The organism is Bifidobacterium sp. N5G01, from assembly GCF_002742425.1.
Classification (GTDB): Bacteria; Actinomycetota; Actinomycetes; order Actinomycetales; family Bifidobacteriaceae; genus Bifidobacterium; species Bifidobacterium hominis.
This window is the reverse complement of record NZ_NJNP01000001.1, coordinates 623922-638881: the sequence shown is the minus strand read 5'-3', so window position 1 is coordinate 638881 and position 14960 is coordinate 623922. Positions and strand designations below refer to the sequence as shown.

General features: G+C 60.4%; 5 protein-coding genes and 1 pseudogene. 5 read left to right on the top strand and 1 reads right to left on the bottom strand.

Going from position 1 to position 14960, the window contains the following annotated elements:
• Positions 1–44: 44 nt before the first annotated feature.
• A complete protein-coding gene (locus CE168_RS02780) occupies positions 45–2144 on the top strand; it encodes a DUF6020 family protein (RefSeq protein ID WP_099571010.1) in 2100 nt (699 codons plus the stop codon).
• 64 nt (positions 2145–2208) lie between these two features.
• Positions 2209–3138: a biotin--[acetyl-CoA-carboxylase] ligase gene (locus CE168_RS02775; RefSeq protein ID WP_099571009.1), complete on the top strand. Its 930-nt coding sequence runs from the start codon at positions 2209–2211 to the stop codon at positions 3136–3138.
• Positions 3139–3162: 24 nt separating this feature from the next.
• Here CE168_RS02775 and CE168_RS02770 read toward each other — a convergent pair whose 3' ends face one another.
• Positions 3163–3744 carry a biotin transporter BioY gene (locus CE168_RS02770; protein ID WP_164519384.1) on the bottom strand — a complete coding sequence of 194 codons (582 nt, stop codon included), beginning with the start codon at positions 3742–3744 and terminating at the stop codon, positions 3163–3165.
• Positions 3745–3984: 240 nt separating this feature from the next.
• Between CE168_RS02770 and CE168_RS02765 the strand changes: the two genes are divergently transcribed.
• From CE168_RS02765 to CE168_RS02755, 3 genes and pseudogenes are all read left to right on the top strand, one after another.
• Positions 3985–5889: an ATP-binding protein gene (locus CE168_RS02765; RefSeq protein ID WP_099571176.1), complete on the top strand. Its 1905-nt coding sequence runs from the start codon at positions 3985–3987 to the stop codon at positions 5887–5889.
• Positions 5889–7553 carry an acyl-CoA carboxylase subunit beta gene (locus tag CE168_RS02760; protein WP_099571007.1) on the top strand — a complete coding sequence of 555 codons (1665 nt, stop codon included), beginning with the start codon at positions 5889–5891 and terminating at the stop codon, positions 7551–7553. Before CE168_RS02765 ends, CE168_RS02760 begins: the two co-directional genes overlap by 1 nt.
• A gap of 97 nt (positions 7554–7650) precedes the next feature.
• Positions 7651–14898, top strand: a pseudogene (locus tag CE168_RS02755) (fatty acid synthase subunit beta domain-containing protein); the annotation flags it as partial.
• Positions 14899–14960: the final 62 nt, after the last annotated feature.

Genomic DNA, 14960 nt, shown 5'->3' with positions numbered 1-14960 from the left:
GGCGGTGACAACAAGGTGAGGCTCATTCGGGGAGTGCCGCTATTATGCCGCTTATGAGCGAAGTCAAAAAAACCGGAAAGCGTGGCGAAAAGGTCGGCACATTCCTCAGCTGGACGCTGGCCGTGCTGGCATGCCTGTGGGTGGCATGGTGTTGCGCCATCGGGCCGTTGTATTGGTTCGGTGGCGGACTTTCCGACTTCGGCTGGCTGAACGTGCTGTATTTGGCGGTCGCTTTCGCAGTATGGTTTTCGATTGTCGTCGCGCTGGTCAGATTCGGACGCGGCCGTCGCGTGCTTCCGCGATATTTCGTACGTCGGCATGAAAGACTATGCGACGAGATCGCAGGAACGCCAACCACTGTGCTTGGCATTATGTTGCGACACCTGCATGACGTCGCGCACAGTCGCCCAGGGCGTGCCCTTCATGCGATGATCGTATGGTTTGGGCGCAAACTTACGCGTTGCACCGACTGCTGGTGGAAACTCATGCTGGTGTTCGTGACCGGCTGGCTGTGGGTGCCTACCACGCTATTGGCCGCATTCGGCGCCGACATACGTTCGCAAATCCGAGAATTCAGCTGGGCGTTGAACCAGTGGACGGGTCTGAAGCAGCCGTATATAGGCTTCTTCTCGTTCGTGCCCATGGATATCTACCCGACCGCGCATTACATGTGGCCGGATAATCCTACGTACCTGACCGACCAGCATAACGTTGTGCTCACCGTGTTCTACGGCGCGGTGGCGTCGGTTTCCCGCTATTTCACCGACTCCAACGATGCGGGCATTGTGGTGCTCGCCGCATTGCAATGGCTATTCGCCGCATTCTGCTGTTCGGCGACCGCCAACCGATTCTTCAACCTGCCGTGGCGCAGGCTGGGCGTCGGCACATTCGACTTCTCGCATCCGGAACGCCACGATTGCTGGAATATGCGCGATTACACGCATCCCGAAGCGGGCGTTGTGGCACGTCCTTCCAGACTGCGTGCCGGTGCGAAAACCCGATTCGTGATACTTCTGTTCTTCATGGTGTGCCCTCTTGCGGTGTTCGCCACGATTTCCCTGACGAAATCGCCGTTGTTCGCTTTCGCATTCGTATGGTGGTTCGGCGTGTGGTACGAACTGCATATGACGCACATCAAAGCGCTGCCTACCATCAACGGCAAACCGACTCGTCTGCGCAAACGCTCGATCATGGCGTTCACCATCTCAAGCTGCGTGATGCTCGTCAGTGCGAAATACGCGTGGTACATCATTCTCTTCGCTCTGATCCTGGCGCTCATCAATGATCGAAAGCGTTGGAAAACTTATCTTGTGACATTGCTGCTGCCGATCATCCTCATTCATGGCGGCATCATATTCCTCACCAACACGGGTGCCATCATCGGCGGCGACCCGATCGAAAGCCGGGGTATCCAACTGCAGCAGATCGCGCGCGTCGCCAAATACAATCCAAAAGGCATTCCGGCGGACGCGGCGAAAAAGCTCGACCCCATCTTCAACCTCGACCAAATGGCCGAAGCATACTCCCAGCAGGACGCCGACCCGGTGAAATCCTCCGGCATCCAATCGAAAAAAGTCAGCTACAAGTGGCGTACCGTCACCGAAGACGACATGAAGAACTTCAACGAGGCATGGCTTGAAATCGTTGTCGCGAATCCCGTGATCGCACTCGACGCGTTTTTCGCGGAGTGTTTCGGCTATTTCGACGTGACCGACCTACCGTACGTGTCGATGGACTACTACGTGAACAACGATTACGTGCAGAGCGGCAATGAGTGGATCCATCTGTATAACCATGATTGGCGCGATGCGGTGGCTGGTTTCGCCAAAGGATGGGGCAATATTCCCGTGGTCGGCTGGGTGACGCACGGCAATCTGTACGTAACGCTGATGCTGCTGGTCGGCGCCGCCGAAGTGGTGCTGCGACGGTGGCGTTCGCTGTCGTGGCATTTGCCTTTGCTGCTGCTCATGGGCGTGATGATCACCGCTCCGGCCAACAATTTCGAACGGCATATGCTGCCGGTCGCGTTCGTGTTCGGTTTCGTATGCCTGCAATTCTGGCGTGAGTCGCGTAATGCGCGGCAGGCGGTCAAGGCGAACGTGGTCAGCGAACATGAGGCCAGCCAAGTGCGGCAGGACGAATAGCGGCTGCGTGGTTGTTGCGTTGGCTGTTGCGTTGCATCGAACATGCCGTAGTAGATAGGGGGTAATGATGGCGATTTTGGATTCGGCAGTGGTTATGCCGCGTACTTGTGCTGTGGCGGATCAGGTGCTGCTGCTCGACACCGTGGGATCCACGAATACGTATGCCGCGGATTTGGTGCGCGAGGGAGTGCTGTTCGGTGTGAATGGTGCGGATGGCGTGAGCAGCGCGGATGGCGTGAATGCAGGGAAGTCCGCGTGGAGCGGGCATGAAATCGTGGTCATTGCGGCGAATGAGCAGACGGCAGGCCGCGGGCGTCTCGACCATACGTGGACGAGCGTTCCGGGGGAGTCGTTCATCGTGTCGCTGGTGGTAAGCGTGCCCGTTTCGATTATGCGCGATTCGTCCGTCAATGGTTGGCTGCAGATGATCGCCGGCTGCGAGATGCGTGAGGCGATTGTTGGTGCGGTACGCGATTGCGGCGGCGGCTTTGACGAGAATATCGGGGATATTGCATTGAAATGGCCGAACGATATTTTCGTGGATGGACAGAAACTTGGTGGCGTGCTCGCCGAAATGGTGCCGATTGCGGGTTGCGAGGATCGCGTCGCCATTGTGATCGGCGTCGGCTTGAATCTTGCCGTCGCACAGGAGCGGTTGCCGATAGACAAGGCCACGTCGTTGCAGTTGATTGCGCACGATCTGCCGGATGTTGCCGTTATGCGCGATGCGATCGCCGCACGTTGGGTGCGAGGCTTGCGCTCGCGGTTGGCTGATTTTGAGGAGGATTCCCATCGTGAGGCTGTGCGTGCCAGAGAGGCCATGATTCCGATCTGCTGGACGCTTGGCAAATCTTGCGAAGCGCATTTCGTGGACGGAACCACTCTGCGGGGCAAGGCCGTCGCTTTAAACGACGACGCCTCCCTGACCATTGAGGATCAGGAAGGCGTGTTGCATCAGGTCAGCACGGCCGATGTGGGCGTGTTCGGCAAGTGAGAAAACGTTCGTAACGAGTTCTACTCACTTCAGCTTGGCAAGACCTGCTACCACGGCGGAAGCGATGACGGCCTTGACCGCGTCGCCGGCAATGAATCCCATGGAAGCTACCGCAACGATCGGCAGCGCAACGCCGGTAATGGCGGACTGCACGATGAAACCAAGCAGATAGTCAAGTACAATGCAGCCGGCGACGCAGGCGAACAGATAACGTGCGGCGGTCAGTGCACCGTGCTTCAGCGAATCGGTGCGGGCCTCGCCCTTGAGCAGCGAGGTGACGACGGCCGCCGGCAGGAAGCCGATCAGGAAGCCGGCGCTCGGGCCGACCAATGCCATGGTGGAAGCGCCGCCTGCGAACACCGGCAGACCGACCGCGCCTGCCGCCAGATACATGAGCATCGCGGTGCCGGCCTGCTTCCACGGCAGCATCAGCGCGGCCAGCATCACCACAAACGTCTGCAGGGTGATTGGCACGGGCGTGCCCGGAATCGGCACGGCGCCGGCCGCGGAAGCCGCCCACATGAGCACGGCGAACAGTGCGGGCTTGAGCACGGATCCAAGAGTGCCGCTGGTAGCGGTTTTCAGTGTGGTCTTGAGCGTCAGCATTGCGTTACGCACGATAATTCTCCTTGAATTTGATTGCATTACTGTTGATGAATCGACGATTATTGGCAGCCGAAATGACGGCGATCGCAAAAGTGACGAAAATGCAGGATTTGTCAACTTATGCCCCAATCGTAGGCTTGCTGAGTTTCGGTAACGTTTGTGGAGCCTTACAAAAAGTTTGCGTGTCTTTTGTGGGAAACGAGTTCGCGATTTTTCGTTCGTTTGGCCAAACTTGACGTTATGCCTAAAAATGTCAACAAACTTTTGGTGGCGAATCGCGGCGAAATCGCGCTTCGCGTAGTGCGCACCGCACGCGAGATGGGGATTCCCACGGTTGCGGTGTACGCGGAACAGGATCGCCATGCGCAATATGTGCAGATGGCTGACGACGCATATCTGCTTTCCGGAGATACATACAAAGACACGTATCTCAACGAGGATCTGCTGATCGACATTCTGCAGCGCAGCGGTGCCGACGCAGTGCATCCCGGCTACGGATTCCTTTCCGAAGTCGCTACATTCGCACAGAAAGTGATCGACGCGGGCGCGGCTTGGGTTGGTCCCAATCCGAAAGCCCTCGTGGATTTGGGAGATAAGATCACCGCACGTCGTGTGGCGACTTTTGCAAAAGTTCCGCCGGTTCCCGGCATTTCCCAGTCAATTTCCGACATGCGATTGCTGCTTGATTTCGCACACACGCACGGTTATCCGCTGATGCTCAAGCGCACCGATGGCGGCGGTGGTCGAGGCATCACGCTGGTACGTAATGATGATGAGCTGCGCGGCTTCTACATGAATCATGACGCTCTGCAGGGCGGTGATTTGAACGAATATTTCGTGGAACGATTCATCGACAAGGGACGTCACGTCGAAACGCAGTGCGGTCGTGATTCGCACGGCAACTTCACCGTGTATTCCACGCGCGACTGCTCCGTGCAGCGCCGCAATCAGAAGCTTGTTGAAGAGGCTCCGGCACCGTTCCTTCCCTCCGAGGTGACCGACCAGCTGGAAGCCTACTCCCGCCGACTGTTCGAAGCGGTCGATTACGAAGGCCTTGGCACCTGCGAATTCATGGTGACCGAACAAGGCAAAGTGTACTTCCTGGAAGTCAATCCTCGCCTGCAGGTTGAGCATACCGTCAGCGAGGAGGTTTGCGGACTCGACTTGGTGCGCGAGCAGCTGACCATCGCCAACGGCGGGGAATTGACCGTGAATCATCCGCTTCGTGGACACAGTTTCGAATTGCGTCTGACCTGCGAAGATCCGGCAAAGAACCTTGCGCCAAGCTCCGGCACGCTGACTTCTCTGCGTTGGCCGTCCGGGCCGGGCATCCGTGTGGATTCCGGCGTGGTCGAAGGCGACACCATCTCGCCGAAATTCGATTCGATGATGGGCAAACTCGTGGTCACCGCTTCCGACCGCGCAGCGGCCGTGGCACGTGTGCGCCGAGCATTGAGCGAACTGAAAGTGGAAGGCGTGCCGACTCCGGCAAGCCTGTTCGAACAGATCTTCAATGACGACGAATTCACCGCCGAACACGGTGTCGCATACGATGCCAGCACCAAATGGCTGGAACGCAAGTACCTCAACAAAGCAGCCGCATCGTCCCAAGGCGGGCAGCCGGCATCCGTGTCTGGCGCGACGGGCTCTCTTGACGTCGACAAAAAGGAATCCAGCGAAACCTTCGTTATCGAAGTCAACAATCGCCGAGTGTCGCTGACCGTGCCGAACGACATCGTCGCCAACCTGACGGGCGGTGCCAAAGCGCGTGACGCGAAACGTGCCATCCAGCCTCTGCGCGGTCAGGGACTGCATCATGCGCAGAAAAAACAGCAAAGCAACGACGGACAATCCGGTGTGATCGCAAGCCCAATGCAGGCCGTCGTGACACGCATCAACGTGGCCGAAGGCCAGCAGGTGGCCAAGGGCGACCTGCTCGTCGTACTCGAATCCATGAAGATGGAAAACTACGTGTACGCGCCGGTCAAGGGCGCCGTCATCAAGATTTTCGTGGGGCCTGCGGCGGGTGTGGAAGCCGGCGAAACATTGATGACCATCGATGTGACCGGAGCGAGTGGCGCGAGCGGTAACGGGCAGCAAACTGACGGAACCGCTGTTGGCGACACTGTGGAAGGGGGTAAGTGATGACTGATATCATCGCAAGCCCAGCCGTTAAAGAAGCCGTGAAAATCGTGATGGAACAGCAGGAGCGACTCGGCAAAGACGCAACCGAAGCCGTCTCCGCGGCCGACGTGCCGGGCGCGTCCCAGCCAATCCGCGCATCCGTACTGCGAGCGGCGCAACTTGCGCACGAAGCGGAAGACCATGCACGCAATCGCCAGCACGTCAAAGGCAAGCTGACGGCACGCGAACGTCTCGATCTGCTGCTCGACACCGGTTCTTTTGAAGAGATCGGACGATTCTGCGGCGGCGACATCAACGGTGGTCGTGCGGGAGCGGCGGTCATCACCGGTTTCGGCGAAGTGTTCGGGCGCAAAGTCGCCGTCTATGCGCAGGACTTCTCCGTGCGCGGCGGCACGCTAGGCGTTGCGGAAGGGCGCAAGATCTGCCGATTGATGGACAAGGCGCTCGACCTGAAGGTGCCAATCATCGCGCTCATCGATTCGGGCGGCGCCCGCATTCAGGAAGGCGTAGCCGCACTGACGCAATACGGGCATCTGTTCCGTAAAACCTGTGACGCCAGCGGTTTCGTACCGCAGCTTTCGCTGATTCTCGGCCCTTGCGCGGGCGGAGCCGTGTACTGCCCGGCGCTGACCGACCTGATCATCATGACCCGCGAGAACTCCAACATGTTCGTCACCGGTCCTGACGTAGTCAAAGCGGCCACCGGCGAAGTGATCAGCATGGACGATCTCGGTGGCGGCTATGTGCACAACGCCACCTCCGGAGTGGCACACTATTTGGGCGAAGACGAAGCCGACGCGATCGACTACGCGCGAACCGTGCTCGCCTACCTGCCATCCAACTCCGACCTGCAGCCGCCCACCTACGCGTACGCCGCAACCCGCGCCGACCGTGACGTGTCCAAACGACTCGCCACCATCGTGCCCGACAACGATCGCCAGCCATACGACGTGCTCGACGTGATCCGCTGCATCGTGGACTACGGCGAATTCGTGCAGGTGCACGAGCTGTTCGCATGCTCCGCAGTGGTGGGATTCGCCTGCGTGAACGGGCATCCGGTCGGCATTGTGGCCAACCAGCCGAACGTCAACGCGGGCATCCTCGACGTGGATTCCTCCGAAAAAGTGGCACGATTCGTGCGTTTGTGCGATGCGTTCAACCTGCCGGTCGTCACCTTGGTGGACACCCCCGGATACAAGCCGGGAGCCGAACAGGAACATGCGGGCATCATCCGCCGCGGTGCGAAAGTGATCTACGCCTACGCCAACGCGCAAGTGCCGCTGGTCACCGTGATCCTGCGAAAAGCCTTCGGCGGTGCCTACATCGTAATGGGATCCAAAGCCATTGGAGCCGACCTCAACTACGCTTGGCCATCCAGCCAAATCGCAGTGCTCGGCGCGGCCGGAGCGGTGAACATCATCCACCGCAAAGACCTGCAGAAAGCCAAAGACTCAGGCAAAGACGTCGAAGCGCTCCGGGCCAAATACGTGGCCGATTACGAACGCACCACCGTCAACGCGAATCTTTCGCTGGAAATGGGTGAAATCGACGCCATGATCGACCCCGAGCAAACGCGCGCAACCATCATCGAATCGCTCAAACTGCTCTCCAGCAAGAAGCGTGTGCGCAAAACCACCAAACACCATGGCAACCAGCCATTGTGACAGGTGCAAAGTGCGCGGATGAATCGTAAGCAAACGTAAACGCAAGAATCAATCGCAAGAACACATCGCAAGATTTTTGAAACAAGTAAGGAACATCATGAACACCTTTTTTCTTGATCGACTGAACGGTGAGCCGCACGCGCTCGCCTTCGCCGGACAATCCACCCCATGGCCGGTGGCGCTCACCGACCAAAGCGCCAATCCGGTGCTCAACGAAGCGCTGCACGCCCATGTCGACGCAGCCCAGGCGCTGCTGTACCCGGTGGCAGCCGACCTGCTCGCCACCACCGGCCGCCCGGTCGACCTGTTCGGATTCGAACCGAATCCGGCGCGACTCGGCGCTGCCGCAGCGGCTTCCGCCAGCGTCCCTGGCATTGCGCTCGCCCAGTTGGGTGCGTTGCTCGACGCTACTTCTCTCGGCTACAATCCCGCCGTTGCCAAGCCGGTGGCCGTGCTCGGCCACTCCCAAGGCGTGCTCGCCGTGCACATGGTGCAGGCGATTGTCGAAGCAGGTTCCATTGAGGCGGCTTCCGCACAAATCGATGAAATTCTTGCGATTGCCACGCTGATCGGTGTTGCCGGCACCCGTCAGGCACGTCAGCTTGGTCTTGCCGCACGTCACGGCGAAGCCACGCCGATGCTGTCGGTCAAAGACATCACCCGCGCGCAGGTGGACGCGCTGATCGAGCGTGTTTCCGGCGCTCGCGGCCCGATCGCAGTGGCCGTCACCAATTCCGCCACGCATTATGTGCTCTCCGGCTACCCGGAGGACCTGGCCGCGTTCGGCGTGGAAGTGGCCAAGGAACACAAGCACCAAGCCAAGCTGCGCGAAGAGAAGGTGCGTGGCGGTCGCGTGTTCGAACCGGTGCTCGAATACCTTGACGTAACCCTGCCGTTCCACAGCCCGCTTATGGCCGAGGCTGTTTCACAGGCTGTTTCATGGGCGGAATCCTGCGGAATCAACGTCGACCACGCTCACGAGCTTGCTGCCGAAGTGCTGCTCAACCATGTGGATTGGGCCGCCCGCGTGCGCGCGCTCATGAAATCCACCGATCCAAGCGCCCTGTGGGTGCTGGATTTCGGTCCGGGAACCACCGTCGGCAAGCTGTTCTCCACCGTTGCCCAAGGCACTGGTGTTGGCGTGGTGGAAGCCTCCACCGTGGCCGATCGTGGCACGCTCTCCACGTTGGAAACCCTGCCTGAGCGCACCCAGAACTGGACCCGCTTCGCACCAAGCATCATCCACACTTCCGCCGGAGACAAGGTGCGTACCGCATTCACCGAACTGACCGGCAAGGCTCCGGTACTGCTCGCCGGCATGACCCCGACCACCGTGGAACCGGAAATCGTGGCAGCGGCCGCCAACGCCGGCTACTGGGCAGAACTCGCAGGCGGCGGCCAGGTGACCGCCAGCGTGTTCGACCGTCATGTCGCCAAGCTGGAAGAAGAGCTTGAAGAAGGCCGTACCGTTGAGTTCAACGCAATGTTCATGGACCGCTACCTGTGGAACCTGCAGTTCGGATCCCAGCGCATCGTGCCGAAGAAGCGTGCCAGCGGCACCCCGATCGACGGCGTGGTCGTGTCCGCGGGCATTCCGGAACTTGACGAGGCCGTGGAACTCATTCACAATCTCAACGCCGACGGATTCCCGTATGTGAGCTTCAAGCCGGGCACCGTCGACCAGATTCGCCAGGTGGTGCGCATCGCCAAGGCTGTTGCTCCGGTCAAGGTGCTCATCGAAGTTGAAGGCGGCTCCGCAGGTGGCCACCATTCGTGGGAATCATTGGACGATCTGCTGCTGAGCACCTATGCCGAAGTACGTGAACAGACCAATCTGGTGCTTGTGGTCGGCGGCGGTATCGGCACGCCGGAACGCGGCGCCGACTACATCACCGGCGAATGGTCCGCAGAGTACGGCCGTCCGCTCATGCCAGTGGATGGCGTGCTCGTTGGCACTGCCGTGATGACCGCCAAGGAAGCGCACACCAGCCCTGAAGTCAAGCAGATGCTTGTCAACACTCCGGGTATTCCCGCCAAGGGAGCCGACGGCGATCCGTTCGCTCCGTTGGGCGAGCAGTGGGTGCCGAGCGGCCAAGCCAAGGGCGGCGTCACTTCCGGCCTGAGCCATCTGCATGCCGACATCTACGAGCTGGAAAACTCTTCCGCACGTTGCGGACGCCTGCTGGTGCGCGTGATGAAGCATCCGGAAGAGCTGGAAAGCCGCCGCGAGGAAATCATCGAAGCGTTGAACGCCACCGCAAAGCCGTATTTCGGCGACCTGAAGGCCATGACATATCTCGCATGGGCGCAGCGTTTCGCCGATCTCGCCTTCCCGTGGGTCGACGAAACCTACGCCGATCGCTTCCTGCACTTGCTGCAGCGTATTGAAGCCCGCGTCACCACGCAGGAAAGCGGCGAATTCGTATCGCTGTTCGCATCCCGCGCCGATGTGGAAGCCGATCCGCATGCGGCCATCGCCAAGCTTGCCGAAGCCTATCCGCAAGCCGACGAACTGACCGTCACCCCGATGGATGAAGCCTGGTTCCCGGTGCTCGTGCGTGAATACCCGAAGCCAATGCCGTTCGTGCCCGTCATCGACAACGACCTGCTGCGTTGGTGGGGCCAGGATCAGCTGTGGCAGTCCGAAGACTCCCGTTACTCCGCCGATTCCGTGCGCATTATTCCTGGTCCGATCTCCGTTGCGGGCATCACCACCGTTGACGAACCTGTAGCCGACATTCTTGGACGCTTCGAAGCGGCCATGGTCAAGCGCGTTTCCGCAGAATCGCCAAGCGCGGACAAAACTGCGTTCGCACAGCTCGGAGCGGCATCTTCCGCAGAAGAATTCATTCGCAAATCCCCGAACATCTCGTGGGTGGGCCATCTCATGGCCAACCCGGCGTACGGCACCGCCAACGGCGACGCCAACTACGAGATCCGCAAGGTGGCCGTTGAAGGCAGCGTCGAAAAGTACGACCTCGACATCCATCTCGACACCTTCTGGGACAACGATCCGGACGGCGGCGCCTCCAAGCACGCCGTACGCGACATCGTCATTCCGCTGAACGTCGACGGCAACGAATCCGGCCTGTTCCCGGTCGTGGACCGCGACCGTCTGCCGGAGCACGTCTACCGCATGCTCGCCGACACCGCGGGCATCGGCAACACCGCCATCACCGGCGACAAGCTCACCGCCATGCCGCAGATCGAGGAAGTGTCCGACAAGACCGCCTTCCCGTTCGGCCAGGCGCATGCCAGCTACACGCTGTCGGCCAACCTCGGTTTCGACCATGAGGCCGCCACCGGCGGCGCGCTGCCGAGCGACCTTGTGCCGTCCCGCATCGCCCCGGACGCGCTCGTCGGACCGGCTTGGCCCGCCATCTACGCGGCCCTCGGCTCCGTGTACGTCAACGGCTTCCCGGTCATCGAAGGCCTGCTCAACGCCGTGCATCTCGACCACCTCATCGAACTCGAGGTGAGCGAGGACGAGCTGCTGAAGCACACCGGCGAGCGCATCGAGCTCACCAGCTGGGCCGACGATTACTTCGAATCCGCTTCCGGCCGTGTGGTGACCATCCACGTCACGCACACCGCTCAGGACGGTACGCTGCTTGCCAACGAAACCGAGCGTTTCGCCATCCGCGGCCGCGCGTACTCCGACGCGCTGCCGCCGGAAGCGCCCGACTATGGTGGAATCGAAGCCGAAATCGAAAGCACTCCGCGCCGACTGCTGCGCCGCGTCAAGGTGACCGCTCCACACGAGATGACCGCCTTCGCACGTACTTCCGGCGATTTCAACCCGATCCATACTTCGCATCGTGGCGCTGCCGTCTCCGGTCTTACGGCACCGCTCGTGCACGGCATGTGGCTCTCCGCAACCGCGCAATACGCGGTGCAGGCGCTTGACGGCAAGGGTGCGCACTACGAAATCGCAGGCTGGACCTACAACATGTACGGCATGGTGCAGCTTGACGATGAAGTGGAAATCTCCGTCGAACGAGTCGGCCGCGTGGCACACTCCGGCATGGTGCTCGAAGTGACCAGCCGTATCGACGGCAACATCGTGTCTCGTGGCACCGCCATCGTGCGTGCGCCGAAGTCCGCGTTCGTATACCCGGGTCAGGGCATTCAGCAGCAGGGTATGGTGCTCGACGAGCGTGCCAAGTCCCCGGCCGCACGAGACGTGTGGAAGCGCGCCGACAAGGTGACCCGCGAGAAGCTTGGATTCTCGATCCTTGCCGTCGTACGCGACAATCCGAAGGAACTGACCGCCAACGGCGTGACCTACCGCCATCCGGAAGGCCTGCTCAACCTGACCCAGTTCACGCAGGTGGCGCTCGCCACCGTGGCATTCGCCCAGACCGCACGTCTGCGCGAAGCCGGCGCCGACATTTGGCCCGCTTATTTCGCAGGCCACTCGCTGGGCGAATACAACGCGCTGAGCTCCTTCGCCAACGTGATTCCGCTGGAAACCGTGATCGAACTCGTGTTCCACCGCGGCTCCACCATGCATCACCTCATTCCGCGCGATGAGAAGGGCCGTTCCAACTACCGTATGGGTGCGTTGCGTCCGAACCAGTTCGGTGTGGGCGATGACGGCGTGCGCGAGTACGTCGAATCCGTGTCGAAGGCTTCCGGCGAGTTCCTGCAAATCGTGAACTACAACCTGGCGGGCCAGCAGTATGCCGTGGCAGGCACCATCGCCGGTCTAAAGGCGCTGAAGGCCGATTCCGCCCGCCGTGTGGCCGAATATGGCGGCAAGCCCGCGTTCATGCTGGTGCCGGGCATCGATGTGCCGTTCCATTCCACGCTGCTGCGCAAGGGTGTGCCGGAATTCCGCGACAAGCTCGACGCACTCCTGCCTCAGACCATCGATTACCGTGGCCGTCTGGTCGGACGCTATATTCCGAACCTGGTTGCGGCGCCGTTCGAAATGACGAAGGAATTCGCGGCCAAGATTCTCGAAGTCGTGCCGTCCGAGCGCATTCAGGCCGCTTTGGATGATCCGCAGATTTGGGATTCCTATGCTGCTGATGATCAGAAGCTTGGTCGTTTGCTGCTTACGGAACTGCTGTCTTGGCAGTTCGCTTCTCCGGTGCGTTGGATCGAGACGCAGGCTCTGCTGTTCGGTTCCGCCGAGCAGGGCGGTCTTGGTGTGGAAGAGTATGTGGAGGTTGGTCTTGGCAATGCTCCGACGCTCGCCAATCTGGGGTCCAAGACGTTGCGTCTGCCGCAGTTTGCCGGTCGCGATGTGACGGTGTACAACGTTGGTCGCGATGAAGGCCGCGTATACATGACCGATTCCGATTCGCTGGTTCCGGAAGAAGATGCTGACGATTCTGCAGTTGCGACTTCTGCCTCTTCTGCGGCTGCTGCTCCGGCTGTTGCCTCGGCTCCTGCAGCTGCTTCTGCTGCTGTTGCGGAAGTTCCGGTTGCTGCAGCTCCCGCCGGTGCTCCGTCTGGCGCTGCTGTCGCGGATATTCCATTCAAGGCATCCGATGCGATTGCCACATTGCTGGCTTACTCGGCTAAGGTTCGCCCCGATCAGATCGGTGAAAGCGATACCACCGATACGCTGACCAATGGTGTGTCTTCTCGCCGTAATCAGCTGCTTATGGACATCAGTTCCGAACTGGGTGTGGCTTCCGTGGATGGCGCTGCCGAGGCGACGGTCAAGGCACTGAGCGCTCTGGTCAACAAGGTCGCTCCGAACTACAAGGCGTTCGGTCCGGTGCTGTCTGACATTGTGCGCGACCGTGTGCGTGGCATGTTCGGCGCCGCCGGTGTGAAGCTCGGCCAAATCACTAAGCGTGTGACCGACACTTGGCAGCTTGGCGAAGGCTGGGCCAGCCATGTGGTGGCTGCTCTCGTGCTCGAAACTCGTGAAGGCGCAAGCTCCCGCGGTGGAGATCTTGCCTCCCTGAGCACTGACGCGGCTTCCAATGCGGCCGCAGCCAATGCGCTGATCGATGCGGCCGTGCAGAAGGTTGCCGCCGATAAGGGCATCACCGTTGCCATGCCGAGCGCTGGTGGTGCCGCCGGTGGCGCAGTTGTCGATTCCGCTGCTTTGGACGCATTCGCGGCCAAGGTGACCGGCGCCGATGGCGTGCTCGCCTCCACCGCGAAGTTCGTGCTGAACCAGCTGGGCGTTGCCGCTCCGGTTGCCGAAGACGCAACCGACGAGAATGCCGCTGTTGTGGCCGCGGTCGAAGCTGAACTTGGCGCCGACTGGCCGAAGCAGGTCGAACCTCGTTTCGACGAGCGCAAGGCCATTCTGTTCGACGATCGTTGGGCTTCCGCACGTGAGGATCTGGCACGCGCCTACTATAACAACGACGAATCCGCGTTGAACGGCAGCTTCATCGGTCTTGGTGAGACCATTGCCGACGAAGCCACCTGGTATGCGGACAAGAGCGATAGTGCGGATCTGAAGGCCGCTTTCAAGCGTGTTACCGACGAAGCCGTTCAGAACGCTTCCGAATCGGCGGAAACCAGCCGTTTCGCTGGAGATATCGCCGTGGTGACGGGTGTTGCCCCGAATTCCATCGCAGCGCAGGTGGTCAACGGCCTGCTTGCCGGTGGTGCCACCGTGGTTGCCACCTCGCACAGCTTCAAGCCGAGCGTGAAGGCGTGGGCTAAGCAGACCTACCGTGAGCATGCGGCGGGCGATGCCAAGCTGTGGCTGGTTCCTGCGAACCTCTCGAGTTACCGTGACGTGGACGCGTTGGTCGCTTGGGTTGGCAATGTGCAGAAGAAGACTTCCGGTGCGACCACCACGATTCTCAAGCCTGCTTACGAGCCGAGCCTGTTCTTCCCGTTCGCGGCTCCGCCGGTGCATGGCAGCCTCGCTGATTCCGGCGAGCTGTTCGAATCTCAGGCTCGCCTCATGCTGTGGGGTGTTGAGCGTGCGATTGCCGGACTTGCGAAGATCGGTGCCGACACTGATGTGCAGCATAAGTTGCATGTGGTGTTGCCGGGCTCTCCGAACCGCGGTATTTTCGGCGGAGATGGTGCTTACGGCGAGGTGAAGAGCGCATTTGATGCGATTGTGAACCGTGCTCGTGCTGAAAAGGTGTGGTCGAGCCGTGTGACCTTCGCCCATCCGAAGATCGGTTGGGTGCGTGGCACCGGCCTGATGGGCGGCAATGATCCGCTGGTCGAAGTGGTGGAACGTCACGGTCTGAAGACTTACTCCACCGCCGAAATCGCGGTTGAACTGCTGAACCTCTCCACCCGCGAATCCCGTATCGAAGCGGCCAAGGCTCCGCTCGACGTGGATCTGACCGGCGGACTCGGTAACGAGCCGATCGATATCAAGGCACTGCGTGCGGAAGCCATGGAAGACGCGGCTCAGGCGGAAGCGGCGAATGCCAAGAACGCAATCGCAGGCAACGAATCCGATACTGC